This window comes from Streptomyces sp. URMC 124 (genome assembly GCF_051386455.1).
Lineage (GTDB): Bacteria > Actinomycetota > Actinomycetes > Streptomycetales > Streptomycetaceae > Streptomyces.
The window spans coordinates 15,134-33,237 of record NZ_JBPQTS010000004.1; the positions used below are offsets into that span (position 1 = coordinate 15,134).

Sequence of the window (18,104 nt, forward strand, 5' to 3'; positions counted from 1 at the left end):
GAGAACGTCCCGATGACCACGATCGAAAAGACCGAACGGGCGGCCGGTTCCGCGCCGCAGGACGCGAAGAAGTCCGCGCCCTTGCTCGAAGTGCGCGACCTGCACGTCGAGTTCAAGACCCGCGACGGCGTCGCCAAGGCCGTCAACGGTGTCAGCTACAGCGTCGACGCCGGCGAGACCCTCGCCGTGCTCGGCGAGTCGGGCTCCGGCAAGTCCGTCACCGCCCAGGCCATCATGGGCATCCTGGACTCGCCCCCCGGCCGGGTGGCCGGCGGTGAGATCCTCTTCCACGGCCAGGACATCCTGAAGCTGCCGGAGAGCGAGCGGCGCAAGCTGCGCGGCCCGAAGATGGCGATGATCTTCCAGGACGCGCTGTCCGCCCTCAACCCCGTCTTCTCCGTCGGCAACCAGCTCGGCGAGATGTTCCGGGTGCACCAGGGCCTGTCGAAGAAGGACGCCAAGGCCAAGGCGATCGAGTTGATGGACCGGGTGCGCATCCCGGCCGCCAAGCAGCGCGTGGGCGACTACCCGCACCAGTTCTCGGGCGGTATGCGCCAGCGCATAATGATCGCGATGGCCATGGCGCTGGAGCCGGACCTGATCATCGCCGACGAGCCGACCACGGCCCTCGACGTGACCGTCCAGGCCCAGGTCATGGACCTGCTCGCCGAGCTGCAGCGCGAGTACAACATGGGCCTGATCCTCATCACCCACGACCTGGGCGTGGTGGCGGACGTCGCCGACAAGATCGCCGTGATGTACGCGGGCCGCATCGTGGAGACCGCGCCCGTGCACGAGCTCTACAAGCGCCCCGCCCACCCGTACACCCGCGGCCTGCTGGACTCGATCCCGCGCCTGGACCACAAGGGCCAGGAGCTGTACGCGATCAAGGGCCTGCCGCCCAACCTCCTGCGGATCCCCACCGGCTGCGCCTTCAACCCGCGCTGCCCCAAGGCCCAGGACGTCTGCAGGGAGGACATCCCCGCCCTGCACCCGGTGACGGAGCAGGACGGCACCGAGCTCGACGGCCGCGGCAGCGCGTGCCACTTCTGGAAGGAGACGATCCATGGCTGACATGACCAAGCGGGCCGGCAAGGCCGAGGCGGCCGGTCAGCGGGAGCCGATCCTCCAGGTCCGCAACCTCGTCAAGCACTTCCCGCTGACGCAGGGCCTGCTGCTCAAGAAGCAGGTCGGCGCGGTCAAGGCCGTCGACGGCATCTCCTTCGACCTCTACCAGGGCGAGACGCTGGGCATCGTCGGCGAGTCCGGCTGCGGCAAGTCCACGGTCGCCAAGCTGCTGATGACGCTGGAGACGGCCACCTCCGGCGAGGTCTTCTACAAGGGCCAGGACATCACCAAGCTGTCCGGGCGCGCGCTGAAGGCGGTCCGGCGCAACATCCAGATGGTGTTCCAGGACCCGTACACCTCGCTCAACCCGCGGATGACGGTCGGCGACATCATCGGCGAGCCCTTCGAGATCCACCCCGAGGTGGCGCCCAAGGGCGACCGGCGCAAGCGCGTCCAGGAGCTGCTCGACGTCGTCGGTCTCAACCCCGAGTACGTCAACCGCTACCCGCACCAGTTCTCCGGCGGTCAGCGCCAGCGCATCGGCATCGCCCGCGGCCTCGCGCTCAACCCCGAGATCATCATCTGCGACGAGCCCGTCTCGGCGCTGGACGTCTCGGTGCAGGCGCAGGTCATCAACCTGATGGAGCGACTGCAGGACGAGTTCAACCTCTCCTACGTCTTCATCGCGCACGACCTGTCCATCGTCCGGCACATCTCCGACCGCGTCGGCGTGATGTACCTGGGCAAGATGGCCGAGATCGGTACGGACGTGCAGATCTACGAGCACCCGACGCACCCCTACACCCAGGCGCTGCTGTCGGCCGTCCCCGTGCCGGACCCGGAGGCCCGCGAGGGCCGCGAGCGCATCATCCTCACCGGTGATGTGCCCTCCCCGGCCAACCCGCCGTCCGGCTGCCGCTTCCGCACCCGCTGCTGGAAGGCCGAGGACAAGTGCGCCGAGGAGCTGCCGCTCCTGGCCGTGCCCAAGCTCTACGAGGGCAAGGACACCCCGGCGGCGCACGAGTCGGCGTGCCACTTCGCGGAAGAGCGGAGCATCGTTCGCACCGTGTGATGATGAACTTCAGGGCCTCGACCAGGAGTCGAGGCCCTGTTTGTTTTAAGCAGCGAATTGTCCAGTACGGGCCGCAACTACGGCCTGCGCTCTGCTGGACAGGCCCAGTTTCCCAAGTATTGCCGAAACGTGGTTGCGGACTGTCTTATCAGACAGGTAGAGCTCTCTTGCGATCCGCCGGTTGTCAAAGCCCTGTGCCACGAGCAACAGGACTTCGTGTTCCCGGTTTGTAAGGCTGGGGAAGACTGTGCGCCGACTGGGTCGTGCCATGTTGTCGAGCAGGGTGGAAAACCTGCTGCCCGTTCGTGGTCCGACGAAGATGCCACCAGCGTGTACGGAGACTATCGCGTCCCTAACCACAGCGGGGCTGACAGCCTTGACCAGGTAGCCGCGTGCTCCTGCCATCAGAGCAGAGAGAAGCAATGTGTCGCGGTCCATTCTGGGTGACACCGTGCCAACTACCCCCAGGTCTGGGTCCACCTCCAGCAGTGAACGGACTGCTGCATCAGCTGAAGCTTCCGAATCGAGATCCATCAGCACAACATCCGCTGCTGTGGCGCTGAGTAGCTGGCGGCACGCTGTGGCGTCCACAGCCTCCCCCACTGAGCACACTGCACTGTCGGCTAGCGCAGCGCTGATGCCTATCCGGACAAGAGGGTTGACATCGACAAGGAGTATGCGAATCGCAGAATCTGTCGATTCAGCCATGTTTGACCACCTCTGCTAGGTCGACTGCTTCATCTAGCATCAGTTGTGTCGCTATCGCGTGACTAGCGCTGACCAGCAAGTGACTGGCCTGGTGGCAGCCGTCGCTATAGGAGGGGCAGTTGGATTTTCGGCTACTTGGGCCCGTAGAGGTGCGGCACGACGGTCGGCTCGTTGTAGTGTCTGCGGCCAAGCAACGTGCTTTGCTTGCCATGCTCCTCCTGCGCGGTGATGAGATCGTGACAGCGGAAGAGCTGATCGATGGCCTCTGGGGTCTGCGTCCCCCGAAGACCGCGAGGACTACGCTGCACAACTACATTCGCCGCTTGAGGCAGGTGCTGCGGGTAGGTTCCGGGGATGACACTCCGCTGGAGACCGTTCCACAGGGCTATGTACTGAACCTGGCGGCCAACACACTCGACGTCAGCGAGTTTGAGCGACTGATCCGGCAAGCCGGCGACGCTCGGGCGCGCTCCGATCTGCACGGTGTTTCGCGGATACTCCGGGCCGGGCTCAGCTTGTGGCGAGGGGCAGCCTTGGAAGGGGTGGCTTCCTCGTTCTTGACGGACGTCGAAGCTCCTCGTTTGGAGGAGGCAAGACTGTCGACGTTCGAGCGCCTGGTGGAAGCCGAACTTACGCTGGGTCGGCATGTGGAACTGGTGGCTGAAATCCGGCAGTACGTCGATCGAAACCCGCTACGAGAAGCACTGCGGGCTCAGTACATGGTGGCCCTCTACCGATCTGGTCGTCGTGCCGATGCGCTTGAAGCGTACAGAGAAGGACGTCGCATCCTGATCGAGGAACTCGGTCTGGAACCAGGAGAGAAGCTAAGAGCCATCGAGAGTGCCATTCTGGCCGATGATCACAGCCGCATGCTTCCGGACGATCCGGCGCCGGGCGCGGACCATGTCCAGCTCACCCATAAAACGCACCCCGCTCCGATGCAACTTCCGGCAGACACTGTCCACTTCACGGGGCGCCTCGATCATTTGCAATCCCTTGAGTCGTGGGCAGTAGGCTCACGCACAACTGGCCCGTTGATCATAACGACCATAGATGGGCAAGGCGGTGTCGGTAAGACTTCGTTGGCTGTGCACTGGGCACACACGGCCCGGGAGCGGTTTCCAGATGGGCAGTTGTACATCGACTTGCGAGGCTTTTCTAAGAGCGAGCCGCTTGCAGCGATCGATGCTCTCAGAACCTTTATTCACGCTCTCGGAGTGCCTCATGAGCAGATCCCTCAAAACCTCGATGGCGCAACGGGACTCTATCGGAGTCTGCTGGCGAACAAGCGCGTGCTGATTTTGCTGGACAACGCACGCAGTGCCGAACAGGTACGGCCCTTGCTGCCTAGCAGTTCCGGAACATTTGCGGTCGTCACAAGCAGGGATAGTCTGGTCGGCTTGATCGTCCGCGACGGTGGGCGCAGGATCAGACTGGACGTCTTGAACAAGCAAGAGGCGCGGCTCCTGTTGGAGCGGGTGTTGGGGAAAGAACGCGTGCAGGCTGAGTATCAGGCAGCCGATCAGTTGGCGGGCCTCTGTGGCTACCTGCCGCTGGCACTTCGCATTGCTGCAGTGAACTTGCTGGAGCTCCACGAGAACGGCCGAATAGCAGATTATGTCTGCCGGCTCCTTCAAGAGGACCAGCGGCTTGGTACTCTCGCCGTCAGCGGCGACGACGCCAGTAACCTTAGGGCAGTCTTCCATCTCACTTATGCGTCACTGACGCCAGACGAACAGTTCCTCTTCAGGGTTCTGGGACTGCTGCCAGGACCGGTAGTTACTCTCGGAGCAGCTGCGGCCCTCGCCGGATTGCAGCCTGGGCGGACACTCACCATGTTGAATCGGCTCGCCGGCGTTCATCTCATCGACCAGCGTGACTCGGGAACATTTGCTTTTCACGATCTCTTGCGCCTCTTTGCTGCAGAATGTGCGACTCTGGAGGAAGGCAGTCAGGCGCGCGGTGACTCCATAGCCAGGCTTTTCCGTCACTACTTGGCGTCGGCCGATCTGGCAGCTCGCCTGCTGTATCCAGAAAAGGTCCGTCTCCCCAATATCGATGTGACCTCAAATCATTGTGCGGAGTTCAGCGATCAAGGGGAGGCCTACGAATGGATACAGAAGGAACATGTAAATATAGTCGCCGCGTTGAAGGTTGCCGAAGACCTAGGCTTCCCGCAGTATGCTTGGCAACTCTGTGACACGTTGCGTGGCTATTTCTGGCTGTGCCGAGACGGGTCTAACTGGCTCTCAATATCGAATGCAGCGGTCGCTGCGGCACGCCGGGCAGGTGATGACTTTGCACTTTCTGCGGCACAGATCAGTCTGGGCGATGCTCACCGGAGTCTCGGACAGTACGAGGAAGCAGCCAGGCACTATGAGTCGGCGTTTTGTGTAACAGAGATAGCGGGATGGCAGGAAGGGAAGGCTCTTGCACTGAACGACCTCGGATTGGTAGACATCCTGACTGGCCGACTACAAGATGCCGTTAAGAGGTACACAGCGGCCCAGGGCAGCCTGCCAGACGACCCGCGCTATGCGATACTGAAAGTCAGCATTACGGCGAACTTGGGGATTCTCCATCATGAGCTGGGTCGGCTCCGCCAGTCCGAGGAGTTTTCCCTGCAGGCGCTGGAGTTAAGCCGTAAAATCAGTCTGCGCGGATCTGAGGGAATGATACTCAGTAATCTAGGGGAGGCAAGATACCTGCTGGGGAATCTCGAGGGGGCGATGGCTGATCTGACGGACGCACTGGCTATTCATCGAGAGATCGGAAACAGAGGCAGCGAAGCAGAGGCACTGCGTGCCATCAGCGAGATTCATAGAGATAGAGGGCAATGGCCGGACGCTCTGAGATTCGTCAGAGCTGCTTTGGTATTGGCGGACGAGACCGATGAGAGCCGCCTCGAGTCGGCTGTTCTTGAGACCTTGGCTTCAATCTACATGGCTATGGGAGATGCCAGAAGTGCAGAAATGCATTTCAGCAAGTCACAGGAGATCGCCTGTCGAATTGGCGCTCGGCATACCGAGACGATGGCTCTTATAGGAATTTCCGGCACGCGATTGCTGCAGCGTGACTTTCAAGGGGCCGAGGAAGAAGCTGAAAAAGCCACAAAACAGGCTTGCGCCTGGGGTTATCGCGTCCTTGAAGGACGGGCTCTGACTGCACTGGCACGGATTCGCTTGGGGAAGCGTCAACTTTCGGATGCTCTACAGCTTGCGAATCAGGCAGCCTTGATCCAAGTGGATACTGGGCATCGCTTCGGCGAGGCTCAGGCGGTAGCAATTCTTAGGGCTGCGCATGAAGCCGATGGGAATAGGGCTAAGGCAGACTCCCAGCAGAGAAAACTGGGAACCATGGTGCATTCCATGGGACTTGATGTACGTCAATTTATGGTTCAGTGAAGTTCCGCAGGATCACCCACCTGACGATTGACATCTGGCCAGATGGGCTTGTGCAGCAGCACGGAGCAACGCATAGCCGTTTGAATCAGATTTGATGCCTGCGGGGCCATTGGCTTCATAGCTTAATGCCTGATTGCCAGGCGGCCCTTCCCTGCCCTACCGGCTCTTCTTGATATTCGTGAAGGCGGCACCCCCCGGCTACTTGAAGTCGTACGGGCTCAACACAGCGCGCGAGCAAAACAAGCTGCGCGGGCGCTACGAGGGGGAGTGCAGCCCCGAGTTGGAGGCCCCGTGGCTGTGGAACGCGGACAAGAAGGTGTTCCTGTCCATCGAGAACGAGCGGTCGATCGACGCCAAAGTCCACTACGTGAAGGACAAAGGCATCAGCGGCGTCATGCTGTGGGAACTGGCGGGCGACTATGCCGAGCGCCCGGGCGGCGAGTACGGCATGGGCTACGACCTGACGACACGCCTGGACAAGTCCCTGCGCGCCGCGGGCCCCCTACGGGGCGACCAAGGCGCGCGCGGCCGCACCCTGCCCCTGCAGGTCATCGACGCCGACGCCGACCTGGTCGACTTCCCCACCCGCCGAGAAGGACTTCTACCCCCTCCAGCCCAATCTGCGCATCACCAACAACAGCGGCCAGACCCTTGGCCAAGGCACCGAGATCTCCTTCGATATCCCGCCTCCGCCCCACCCGTCATCAAGGACGGTGCCTACAAGGAGATGCCGATCACCAAGCCCGGTCGCAGCGGCCCCAACAAGGGCGGTCTGAAGGCCGGCTTCCACCGTCTTTCCATCGAACTCGGCTACTGCGAGGACATACCGCCGGGCAAGTCCATGGACATCGACGTCATGTACTACCTGCCGATCACCGGCCCCGCGAACACCACGGTCAAGATCGGCGACGAGGAGTACGGCATCATCGGTGACAAGCGCCGGGGCACCGGCATCGTGGAGCCCCCGGCCCCGTCCTCGGGCACCTGCCCCCACCGTCGACTGGAGCCCGGGAAGACCTACACGCCCGCGGCGGGACGTTTTTGCGGCGCGTTCGACAAGGGGGACAAGGGCTGGCAGTTCGAGTACCAGCAGATGAACATGGATCACTACCCTGACCAGTCGCGGGTCCACCTCGTCTTCCCCTCCACGACCACCCCCAACCAGTTCTGGCAGGTCAAGGACGCGGGCGACGGCTGGTACACCATCGGCAGCGGCGGCAGTGCCTCGCCGCCACAGACTCCGGGCAGGACCTCGCCACCCAGGTCTGCGGTGACGGCGAGCACCAGCACTGGCGGTTCGTCCCCGTCAACGACGACGGCACCGAGGGCCGGCCCGGGGGACCACGCCACGGCAGGCTCTTCAAACTCTGCGCCGCCACCGGACAGGAGGTCGAGGCCGCCAACGGCGACAACGACCACGCCACCCACATCCTGACCGGCGACCCCAAGCGAGCCACCGGCGTCTACGTCAAGCAGACGGCTTCTACTGGTACGCCCATTGGTACACCAGCACCGAACCGGGCAGGACCGAAGCCGACGGAAGCCGCCCCTGGAAGAGGCTCGGCCCCGCGCTGTAGCTCCTTACCCCATGCGGCAACGGGTCCAGGGCCCCGGCAGAGGTCAGCACGCCCCCTGCCGGGGCGCCGCGATTCCGCCCGCGCGTCCCGGCCGTCCCTCTAGTGGGCTGGAAAACCAAACTCACTGGTTACCGTTCGATGTGCCAGGGCATCCAGTTTTCGCATCCTTAGGATTCCGGGCGTGTGACCTGGCCTGTTCGAGAGGTATGCGCAGTGACACCTTCGCCGACAGATCCGATTCGCGTGCTCCTCGTTGTGCGGAATCCCATCGTCAGGATCGGTATCCGTGCCGTTCTCGACGGACAGCGTCTTGCGGCTGGTGGGCTAGGCTCCGGGCGCCGGGACATGTCTGGAAGGCATCGAGGACGCGAGACCCGACGTCGTGCTCCTGGACCTCGACATGCTGGGAGGCTCCGGGCTCGCCACGGTCCGGGTGCTGGCGCGCCGCTACCCGCCCCTGGGCATCCTGGTGACGGGGTGGGCGTGGGGCGGCTGGGACGAACTGGTGCTGGCGGCCCTGTGCGCGGGAGCCAAGGGCTTCCTACTCAAGGATTCGGAACCCACCATGGTCCTCGACGCCATCAGGCTCGTCCGGGGCGGAGGCGTGGCGTTCAGCCCCGGTGTCGAGTACGTGCTCTCCGCCCTGCGGGCCCGTCGGGAGAGGTGCGGAGGCAGGGCGCCCTCCCCGCGTTCAGGGCCCGTGAGTACGACGTGCTCCGGCTCGTCGTCCGCGGCTTCGACAACCGGCGCATCGCGCGCGAGTTAACCCTCCCGGACAAGATCGTGCGCAACTACGTCTCGGCTGCCCTGGGCAAACTCGGTGTCGGCAGCCGCGGTGAAGCCATCGTGGCTGCCCTCTTCACGGGGCTGACGGCACCGGCGACCGGAGCCCGGCCCGGTCGCCGCTCGCCTCCCGCCCGGGGCGATTCCCGGAAGGCTTCCGGATGTTCGACACTCGACCGCGGCGGCCCGCCGTGCTCCCCGGAGCTCAGTGAGGCAGAGCGTCCCGGACGAGCTCCAGCGCGCGGACGCGTCCGTTGAGGTCGGAGGACCAGACCGTCACCATGAGTTCGTCCGGTTCGTAGAGCGAGAGGTGGTCCGCCAGGGGCCGGCGCAGCGTTCGCCCGTCTCCGCGGATCAGCATGCTGCCGACGTCCGGTACGGAAATGGGCGTCAGCGGAGCGTCCGGGAGACACGAGGCCGTCGTCGGCAGGGCGCCGGAAGCCAGCTGCCTGCGCGCCTCGGGCGGCAGGTGGGCGGCGCCGGCAAGGGCACCGGCGAAGCCTGCGGTCAGGGCGTCGACCGTGTCGGCCGAGTCGGCCGCCGCCACACGGAGGGCCAGTACGGTCTTCGGCGTGTCCAGCCACGGCGAGGGCTCGAACTCCTCGCGGTACAGGCCCACCAGGTCGGGCCGTGTGTCCATGAGGGCGAACTGGCCGAAGACGTAGGGGAGTCCCAGGCGCGCCGCGAGCCGTGCGCTGCCGGGCCCGGAACCGGTGATGATCAGGGGCATGCTCTTCAGGTCTCCCGCGCGGCGTCCGAGGAGCTTGACCAGTTCGGCGGCGAGTTCCTCGAAGGGTCGGGGGAGGCCCGCAGCGTGATGGGCGACCAGGGCCGCGAGCGCCTCCTGTGTGGCACCGGGACCGCGGCAGAGTCCGGCATCGGTCCGTCCCGGAGCGAGACCCGCCAGGACGCTGATCGACTCGGCCAGCTTCCAGGGCGCGTACAGCGGCAAGGGGAAGGCACCCACCCCCACCCTGATGCGGGTGGTGACGGCGCCGATCGCGGCGGCCAGCACCTCGGGGGAGCCGCAGCCGTGTGAGCGGTCGCCGTGGTGCTCGGCCACCCAGAAGCGGTGACAGCCCAACTCCTCGGCGGCCTGCGCGAATGCGACTGTCTCGGCGAGGGCGGTGCTTCTTCGCGTCCCGTAGTGAATGGGTACCTGGTCGAGCACGCTCAAGGGGATGCGCGTCACGGTGTCCCCGCCTTCGCGCCACCGGCTCGTTCCCCCGTGGCCGCCCGCTTCGCGTTTGTTGGCACGGCGGCGCCTGTCTGTGCTGATCGCATGCTGCTCCTCTGCGTCTGTGATCTGGTGCTTGTGGTGCACGGCGCGGGACGTCGGGTGGGCACCGGTGCCAAAGGGGCGGCCATGCGAGCCCGTTAGGCGGATGCACGGAGACCGCGGCCGGACGCTACTGGTATCCCGCGGCTTGGAGGCGGAAGAGGCGGGCGTAGAGTCCCTGTGACGCCATCAGGTCGTCGTGCGAGCCCTGTTCGCGCACTCTGCCCGCGTCGATGACGACGATGTGGTCGGCGGTGCGGACGGCGGAGAACCGGTGGGCGACGAGCAGGGACGTCGACCCTTCGTGCACCTTCCTGAGCAGGCCGAAGATCTCGGCCTCCGCGGCGGCGTCGACGGCGGCCGTCGGCTCGTCCAGCAGCAGGACGGGGGCCTTGCGGAAGAAGGCGCGTGCCAGGGCCACCTTCTGCCACTGCCCGCCGGAGAGCTGCCGGCCCCCGGTGAACCAGCGGCCCAGATACGTATCCAGCCCCTGCGGCAGTTCGTCGAGGAAGCCGAGTGCCCGTCCGTGGTCGGCCGCGGCGCGGATGCCTTGCTCGTCGTCGAGGCGGCCGGTCCTGCCCAGGCCGATGTTCTCGCGGGCCGGGGCCTCGTACTGGATGTAGTCCTGGAAGATCGCGCCGATGCCGTCCCGCAACTCGGCGAGGTCGTACTCGGCAAGGGGGCGGCCGTCCACCAGGATGGTTCCGCTCGTCGGCTCGTAGAACCGGGCGAGGAGCTTGAGCAGGGTGGACTTGCCCGCTCCGTTGCTCCCTACCAGGGCGACGCAGGTGCCCGCGGGAACGGTGAAAGAGACGTCTGCGAGGACCGGTTCCGCACTTCCGGGGTAGGTGAAGGACACATGGCGGAACTCGATGCCCTGGCGCAACCGCTCCGGAAGACCGAGGTGCCCCTGCGGGACGGACTCCGAGGGGAGATCGATGAAGGCGAACAGGTTCCCGAGGAATAGGTTGTTCTCGTAGAGCTGCGTGGCGCTGGCGAAGAGGGTCTGCACGGACGTCTGGATCAGCGCTATGCCGGTGATGTACCCCGCGAGCGCCCCGACCTGTCCGGTCCGCAGCGCCATGTGCACGGCCAGCAGTACGGCCCCGCCGGTGACCAGCGTGCTCACAAGACCGGCCAGCGCCGTGGCCAGGGCCTGGCGTCGCTCGATGTCCTGGTCGACGCTGTAGAACTCGTCCACGAGGGCCTTCGACCGGCTCAGCAGCAAGGGAGCGAGGTCGAGCAGGCGCGTCTCCTTGTACGTCTGGTCGTTGGTCAGCAGATGTTCCAGATAGATGAGCTTGCGCCGGTCCTCCGCCCGCGCGTTCTGGACGGCGTGCGTGCGCCGACTGAACGCCAGCCCCACCAGAGCGGACGGCACCGGGCCGAGACAGAGGGCGAGCGCCAAGGGAATGTCGTTGTGCAGCAGCACGGTGCCGACGGAGAGGAAGGACAGCAGGGACGAGACTACGGAAGCGAAACCGGTGAACGCCTGGTAGGGGCGGAAAGTGGCCTCACGGGTGGCTCGTTGCAGCGCGTCGTAGGTTTCCGCGTCCTCGAACTGCTGGAGTGAGAGCCGGGCGGCCTTCTCCATGAGCAGCAGAGTGACGGCGTCCGACAGCCTGTTGCGCAGGAGCGTCTCCTGGTACGTCCGCAGCACCCCCAGGAAGTGACCGACGACGGACAGAGCGACCAGGCAGCCCCCGGACAGCAGCGCGGGCCCCTGCTCGGCGGCACCGGTGCCGCCGAAGCCGTTCGCCACGTGCTGGACGGTGCGGGCCGTGAGGTGGACTTGGAGCGCGGGGACGACGGCGCCGAGCGCGGTGACCGCGGTGAGCACCAGGACCTGCGAACGGCCGATGCCCCACAGGAGAGCCAGGGCCCGTTGCCATGAGCGGCTCATGTGGTCTCCGGGAGTGGCCATCGGCGACGGCTCTCCTCCGGTGCGTCCGGGCGCCCCGACAACGAGCGCAGCGCGAGGGTCCACAGGTCGTGACACCGCCGCTCCCGTACCCGGTCCACGCCCGAAAGGCGAATGCTCTGCATGTGCAGCAGGCTGCGCAGGATCTCGTCCTCCTTGCCGACGAGCCGTCCGGCTGCCGCGAGCTGCCGGACGTGCTGCCCCGCCCGGGCCACCGCCCGCGACTGCCTGGCGAGGATGGCGCCGAGGTCGTCCGCCCAGAGCCGGGCGGTGGGGTCGGGATGGGCGTCCCAGGGGGCCAGGAGGTCGCACAACGTGGCACGCAGCGCCCGGAACCGGGTTCGTGCCTCGGCGGAGACGCCGTGCGCGTCTCCCGCCACCCCGGATGCGCTTGCCGGTGCCCCCCATTGCCGGGAGAGGGTGTCCATGGCGAAGACACCCAACACGTCCGGATCCAGCTGCCTGGGGTGGGCACGCTGGAGGCCCACCAGGGCCGCGGCGGTGTCACTCCCCGCCTCGAAGGCAGCCTCCAGCGCCTCGATGGCCTCGGGCCCCCCGTACCGCTCGGTCTCCCTGTCGTACGCCACCACGGCGAGATCGCGCGCCAGCCCCTCGTCCACCAGGGCCCTGGCCCAGGCGATCGCGCGGTGGAGGAGGGGCGCGCCGTCCGTGCCCGGCGCGCGCCGCAGCCGTATCCGCAGATGGGGGTGGGGGTCGCAGTAGCGGATGAAGAACCACCGGTCGACGAGGTGCTCCTCGCGCAGCTCCTGGACGAAAGCGGGCAGCGGACCGCTGATGATGTCGTCGTGCCGCCCGAGCGCCGCGTACACCTTGAGATGGGCCCAGTCACCGCCCACGAGGTGGTGCTTGACGTGCGCTGACGCGCTGCGGCGGGCGGCGGGCCCGGTGACCGGCGCGGCGATGGCCGGGCGACGGGTGGTCGCCGCGTCCCTCACGAGGAGCGGAACGACGATCTCGCTGGCGTACGGGCGCCCGTCCTTGTCCCGCAGCCACAGCTGCGAGAAGTCGGGGAGCATCTCCTCCAGCATGAGCGGGAGCGAGCCGGCGGCCGTCGTGCGGCGCAGTTCGCGGTGGATCTCGTCCACGCAGAGGGGGTGGTCGAGATCGAGTAGGAGCTTGTTGTCCAGGACGGAGAGACAGACCCACTTCGGCACGCGCCACGTACGACGCCACTCCTGGAAGGTGTCGAAGAACCGGTCACAATCGGGCAACGCGCCGGTGAAGAGCTGGACCGCGCCGGGCACGCCGACGTCGATGCGCCACCGCGCCGGTCGCAGTACGACGCGGCCGCGCGAGACCCGCGGCAGCACCGGTGCCGAGTCCAGCAGACCCCAGTCGAACTCCGCGAGCTGGGCGAAGCCGTCGTCCGACACCTCCAGGAGGAACCGGCAGATGTTCGGGGCCTTGTACGGGTTCAGCACGTGGCTCTGAGTGACCCTCAGCTCCCTGCCCAGCGTCGCCGACCGCAGGTAGAAACGGTCGTCGGTGGCGCCGACCAGCACGTCCGAGAGGAGGATCTGCTGGACAGGTCCGCCCGAGGGGGAGGTGTTGACGCAGATCTCATGGCTGCGCAAGGACGGGTGAATGGCCAGGTTGCCGCCCCTGCCTTCCTGGTGGACGTAGCTGAGCTCGACGAACAGTGCCTCTGGGCAGAGCGCTTCCTCCGCGGTGGCGATCTGCCGCAGCTTCGCCGTCAGATCGTGCCCGAGGACGTCGGAGAACCGGCCGAGTAGCCGTCCGCCGTCCCGCAGCGGCGCGGGGGAGAGCACCAGCTTCCACTCGCCCCGGTCGAGGGCCTCCTTGGAACTGCTCGCGATCTGCGCGGTGACGTCCAGCGACGGCCTGGCCGCAGGGTCGGCGGTACCGGCCGGGTCCCACGTCTCCAGGAAGGCGTCGGTGATCTCGATCTCGTTCCGGCCCTGGTGCAGGGCGGCGGCCGCGAGGGAGGCGAGTGCCTGCTCGGCCCGTCCCGGGCCGTGCTCGGGCAGGGGTGGCAACGGCGTTGACCGCGGGGGATAGGAGTAGGTCTCGGGTGCGTCGAGCCCCTGCTCCGGGTTGAGGAGCCGGAGGACCGGCACTTCGGCGCCCACGCCATAGCGTTCGACGAATGCCTGGTGGTACTGGGCCAGATGGCGCGGGCGGCTGCGCTGGAGCCCCAGCCGCAGGAGCGTCTCGGCGGCGTCCGCGGCGGCCTCCGCGACGTCGGCCTTGATTACCGGGGTGAGGAGAGCAGCGGTGGCGTCCACCTGGTACGCGTCGCGTTCGTAGTCGGGTGCTGTCGATCGCTGGTGGGCGTCCAGCAGGGACAGGCGGCGGGAGAGATCCGCTCGCGGCGCCTCGTCCACCCGGGCCGCGCAGGCGCGTGTGCGCTCCAGTGCGCTCCGGTACGGCTCGGCGCTGTCGATGCCCTGGATCCGTTCGAGGAGAGCTTGTTCAGGACGGATGTCAGTGGTGGCCGGGCGCAGATCGCTGGTAAGGATGTGCAGGTCCCAGAGCCCATCCACCAGCGCCCTGATCCTGTCCTCGCCCGCTCCGGGCAGTGCGGACCCCATGCGTGCGATCAGCTCGGCGTACGAAGGCCGGCCCTCGGCGCACCGCAGCGCCAGGTCCACGGCACGGGTGGTCCGCACGCTGGCCGAGCGGTTGTCGGACTGCCCGTAGACGTCGGTGACGGGGAGAACCAGGCGCCCGCCGCTGCGGTAGAGGCAGGGGTTCACCACGACGCGCAGGGCGTCCCGCAGAGACCGGTCGCCCTCCATGGTCCTGATCAGCGTCAGCAGCCAGCCCACGTCGGCCCGGGTCCGGATGGAGGCCGGGGCCTCCCGCACCCGCTCCAGCCGCGTGGCGTTGCCGAACTCCCCCGCTCCCACCTGGGCGAAGAGACCGAAGGGGGTCGGCCGGGTGCTCATCCGCGCCACATACCGCAGGAGGGACGAGTGCACGCGCTCGTCGGCGTCGCCGTGGTCGCTGTCGCGTGCCATCCGTTCCAGCTCCCGGAACAGACTGGGGCTCGCCACCTGGACGGCCTCGCGCAGCAACGGCTCCTCCGCCAGGTCCAAGAGCCGCGCACGGGCCCGTTGACGCCGGTGGGCGAGGTTCTCCGGCGGCCACGCGAGGGCGGAGAGCTCCGTCTCCCCGTCGCCCGTCACGGCGCTGTGGTAGTCGCAGAGCCCCCTCGGCCCGTCGTCCAGAACGTACCGGTAGGAGTCGGCGGTCAGTGTGGGGGTGCGCAGGAGGAAGAAGCCGGCGGGGCGGTACGGCGCCGGGCGTGCTGGGCTGTGGGACCGGGACATGAAGTTCTCTCCGCGAGGGTCAGGCGATGAGCAGGCAGCGCTGCCAGCGAACGGAAGCCGATGAGGACACCGACCACAGGGCGGCCGCGACACCGGCCGCGCCCACTAGAAGGTCCGGATTGTCGATGGGCGGGTGGTGCGGTTCGCTGTTGCGCACCCCGAACGGCAGGTCGGGATGGCACGTGTCCACCACACGTTCGGTGAGCCACGGCAGCGATGCGCGCAGGGAGGCGCTCCGCGTGCTGCGGGCGGCCGCGGCGGTGATGGCGAGGACCCCGGCCAGACCGTGGCACAGCGTCGCCGAGTACGCGTGCCGCCCGGCCCGGATGCGCCGCAGCGATGCCTCCAGCGCGGTGGTCGCGAACTCCCTCAGCCTGTCGTCGCCCGTGGCGTGCGCGGCCTGGAGCAGGGCGCTCGTGATCCCCGGCGCTCCGTAGCACCAGGCGGCACGCGCTGGGCTCCCGGCCGGCGTCTCGTCGCCGTCGGGGCCCAGGGGCACCCCGGTCGGCCAGTCGACACCGAACTCGTCCTGCACGGCGGTGGCGCAGAGGTACGTCGAGGTCCGCTGAATGGCGGTGGCCAGGCCCTTGCGCCGGTATCCGGCCCGCCACGCCAGCGACAGCGCGGCCAGCGGCCCGGCGAGACCATGGGCAAGGCCGAGGTTGACGTATCCGTGCGGATACTCCTCCAGGTACTCGGGCAGTGGGTAGTACCGGGGCGGGATGACCAAGTTGGGGGCCGCGTCCCGCCGGGTCGGCAGGCACAGCTGGACCAAGTGGTCGATGAGCAGGTGGGCGCCCTGCCGTAGCGTGGCACGGTGCGCGGGCACGGACACCAGATGGCCGAGGACGCCTGCGCTGCCGTGGATGGCGTCGTAGTCGCTGTCCCGGACTCCGCCCTCGCCGACCGCGGGCGGTGCGGCGGTGAGTTGGTCCAGGAGTTGGCTGTGCAGCTTGTCGAGGGCTTCGCCGTAGCGGGGTTCGTCGGCGGCGAAGTCCGACACGACCAGGGCGAGACCCGCCGTGCCGTACCCGATGCCGGGGCCCCGCACCGGAGTCTCCCGCGTGCTGCGCACCGCCGTGGCGAGGCGGGCGCGCGCCGATCGCGCCCAGAACTCCGCGGATTCGGGCAGCGCGCGGGACGCCGTGCGCAGTACCAGGGCGAGTCCCGCGTCTCCGGCGAGCAGGGAGCTGCCGAGTCTCGCACCGGGTGTGTTCGGGTCCGCGGGTGACGCGGCCACGGTTGCCGTCACGTGCTCGGGGTCGGCGATCCGTGTGGCGAGGAGACGCGCGGTGGCATGGGCGCGCTCGGCGAGCGGTCTGTCGAGCAGCGCGTCGGCCGCGACGGCCGCCCTCATGCCGTCTCCCGGTTCCCGCTCGCGCCGCGGGCGTATCCGAAGGCGTCGAGGACGTGTCCGTACCGGCTCTCGAACTGCTGGGTGAGCCGAGGGGTGAAGGCTTCGCGCCAGCGGCCCGCGCGCCCCTTATTGAGCGTGAACGACTTCTTTCCGTGCATCGCGTCGGCCACCGACTCCCGGTCCACGTCCAGACCGAGCCAGTCGGCCACCTTGCCGACGGCGGCCAGTTGCTCCGCACGAGTGCCGCCGCCCCGGGGCCCGACCAACTCCTCGAAGGACACCTTGCACACCTGGGGGTGCCGCAGCAGCGTCATGGCGGACTCGAAATCGTCGAGGAGGGGCATGTTCGGGTCGTTGATCGCGTAGGCGAGCTTGTCGGCCAGGGAATCGATCGATTCCATCGTCGGGCCGAAGACTGCGGATTCTGGATACCTGATGAAGTCGAGCCCGTTGCTCCGGGAGAAGAAGTTGACGAGCGAGAGCAGAGCGTCCCGCGGGTCCCGGTAGTTCAGGATGACCTTGGGGTTCCCGGTGTGGAGCCACTCGGCGAGGAATTTGTTGTCCATGCGCCAGACATCCACCGAGTGGAAGATCCAGCTCATTCCCGCGGGGGTGGCGGAGAACGGCGAGGTCCAGAAGTCGGTGCGGGTCTTCAGCTTCAGGACGGAGTCTGGGGCGACCGCCTCCACCTGAGCGAGCGGCGCCACGGCCAGCCTCACCTGCCAGGCCCACGCGAGCTCCTGCCACAGCTGGTCCGTCGTGCGCAGGAACTCCGCCCGGTCGCGCCGGTGATCGAGCCCGGCCAACTCGTCCGGGTCGAGGTGGCGCTCGGCCAGCTCCTGCCGTTCCGTGATGCTGAAGGCGGGCCGGCCCTCGCGCGGCGGCACCGGCTCTCCGTACACCCGGAAGCCCAGCTGCACCATCAGTTCCTGGATGAGGTGCGTTCCGCTCTTGCGCGGAGATATCACCAGTACGCGGTCGGTGGTCATGTCTTCCTTTCTCCTGGGGGGAGCGGCCCTCCGGCGGGAGGCCCGCTCCGGCGATCTCAGATCAGCACAGCCGGCAGGACGTGCTGCCCCCGCAGAAGCAGAGGGAGAGGGAACAGGTTCCCTTGCAGGAGAGCCAGTTGCTGGACGAGCCTTCGGGCGAGTGGATTTCCGTGTTCACGGCGATCCGCACGTCCAGGTCGAATTCGTCGACCGCGTCGAACTCGTCGGCCCGGGTGGGCGTTTCCATAACCGCGTGCGTCATTGCTCCGCCTTCGAGGAGAGAGAACCCGGCGCGGGATTTCCGCACCGGTGGCATCGTCATGCGCGGCGCGTCCCGGTCACCAGGGGCGGTTGTCCCGATGATGTCCCGGGACAGGTGCGTCGGGCGGGCGGTGGTCGCCTCCCACCCCGCGAGCGCGTCAGCGCCTCGCGCTCATTGGCTTCCGGCTGCGCCCCGTTCCCCCTTCCGGGAAGTCGTACGGTGGCCAATGACGACCTCCCGGACGCATGCTGATGCGCTCGGCAGGGCCGACCTAGAGGACCCCGCCCCGTTGCCGGCCGACGTCCTCGATGCCCCCGCGGTATGAGGGCGGGTGTATGGCTCGCGATGTGTCGGTGGTGAGTCGTTGGGG

The 18,104-nt window shown here is 67.3% G+C and carries 13 protein-coding genes; 6 read left to right on the forward strand and 7 right to left on the reverse strand.

Going from position 1 to position 18,104, the window contains the following annotated elements; all coding sequences use genetic code 11:
* The first annotated feature begins 12 nt into the window (after window positions 1–12).
* Entirely contained in the window at window positions 13–1,074 is a 1,062-nt protein-coding gene (locus tag ACSNOG_RS01505) for an ABC transporter ATP-binding protein (protein ID WP_436750651.1), read from the forward strand.
* On the forward strand, window positions 1,067–2,140 hold the full coding sequence (locus tag ACSNOG_RS01510; RefSeq protein ID WP_436750652.1) for an ABC transporter ATP-binding protein: 1,074 nt from the start codon (window positions 1,067–1,069) through the stop codon (window positions 2,138–2,140). Before ACSNOG_RS01505 ends, ACSNOG_RS01510 begins: the two co-directional genes overlap by 8 nt.
* 45 nt (window positions 2,141–2,185) lie before the next feature.
* Here ACSNOG_RS01510 and ACSNOG_RS01515 read toward each other — a convergent pair whose 3' ends face one another.
* Entirely contained in the window at window positions 2,186–2,848 is a 663-nt protein-coding gene (locus ACSNOG_RS01515; RefSeq protein WP_436750653.1) for a LuxR C-terminal-related transcriptional regulator, read from the reverse strand.
* A gap of 176 nt (window positions 2,849–3,024) precedes the next feature.
* On the opposite strand from ACSNOG_RS01515, the gene ACSNOG_RS01520 reads away from it, so the two are divergent.
* The 4 genes from ACSNOG_RS01520 (at window position 3,025) to ACSNOG_RS01535 (ending at window position 8,870) form a co-directional block, all read left to right on the forward strand.
* Window positions 3,025–6,252 carry a BTAD domain-containing putative transcriptional regulator gene (locus tag ACSNOG_RS01520; RefSeq protein ID WP_436750654.1) on the forward strand — a complete coding sequence of 1,076 codons (3,228 nt, stop codon included), beginning with the start codon at window positions 3,025–3,027 and terminating at the stop codon, window positions 6,250–6,252.
* Between the two features lie 178 nt (window positions 6,253–6,430).
* The gene (locus ACSNOG_RS01525) at window positions 6,431–7,687 is read left to right on the forward strand and encodes a chitinase C-terminal domain-containing protein (RefSeq protein ID WP_436750712.1); all 1,257 of its coding nucleotides are present in this window, start codon (window positions 6,431–6,433) and stop codon (window positions 7,685–7,687) included.
* Between the two features lie 491 nt (window positions 7,688–8,178).
* Window positions 8,179–8,595: a response regulator gene (locus ACSNOG_RS01530; RefSeq protein ID WP_436750713.1), complete on the forward strand. Its 417-nt coding sequence runs from the start codon at window positions 8,179–8,181 to the stop codon at window positions 8,593–8,595.
* Entirely contained in the window at window positions 8,541–8,870 is a 330-nt protein-coding gene (locus ACSNOG_RS01535; protein WP_436750655.1) for a LuxR C-terminal-related transcriptional regulator, read from the forward strand. Before ACSNOG_RS01530 ends, ACSNOG_RS01535 begins: the two co-directional genes overlap by 55 nt.
* Here the strand turns inward: ACSNOG_RS01535 and ACSNOG_RS01540 are convergent.
* The 6 genes from ACSNOG_RS01540 to ACSNOG_RS01565 all read right to left on the reverse strand — a co-directional run bounded on the left by ACSNOG_RS01540 (window position 8,818) and on the right by ACSNOG_RS01565 (window position 17,734).
* Entirely contained in the window at window positions 8,818–9,804 is a 987-nt protein-coding gene (locus ACSNOG_RS01540; RefSeq protein WP_436750656.1) for an MsnO8 family LLM class oxidoreductase, read from the reverse strand. The genes ACSNOG_RS01535 and ACSNOG_RS01540 overlap by 53 nt on opposite strands.
* Before the next feature lie 217 nt (window positions 9,805–10,021).
* Window positions 10,022–11,794 (reverse strand): ABC transporter ATP-binding protein, encoded by a 1,773-nt coding sequence (locus ACSNOG_RS01545; RefSeq protein WP_436750657.1) that lies wholly within the window; start codon window positions 11,792–11,794, stop codon window positions 10,022–10,024.
* Window positions 11,791–15,126, reverse strand: coding sequence for a lantibiotic dehydratase (locus ACSNOG_RS01550; RefSeq protein WP_436750658.1), 3,336 nt, complete (start codon window positions 15,124–15,126; stop codon window positions 11,791–11,793). Before ACSNOG_RS01550 ends, ACSNOG_RS01545 begins: the two co-directional genes overlap by 4 nt.
* A gap of 19 nt (window positions 15,127–15,145) precedes the next feature.
* Window positions 15,146–16,483, reverse strand: coding sequence for a lanthionine synthetase C family protein (locus ACSNOG_RS01555; RefSeq protein WP_436750659.1), 1,338 nt, complete (start codon window positions 16,481–16,483; stop codon window positions 15,146–15,148).
* A complete protein-coding gene (locus ACSNOG_RS01560) occupies window positions 16,480–17,472 on the reverse strand; it encodes a sulfotransferase domain-containing protein (protein WP_436750660.1) in 993 nt (330 codons plus the stop codon). The genes ACSNOG_RS01555 and ACSNOG_RS01560 overlap by 4 nt, the downstream gene beginning before the upstream one ends.
* Window positions 17,473–17,533: 61 nt before the next feature.
* A complete protein-coding gene (locus ACSNOG_RS01565; RefSeq protein WP_436750661.1) occupies window positions 17,534–17,734 on the reverse strand; it encodes an FDLD family class I lanthipeptide in 201 nt (66 codons plus the stop codon).
* Window positions 17,735–18,104 lie beyond the last annotated feature (370 nt).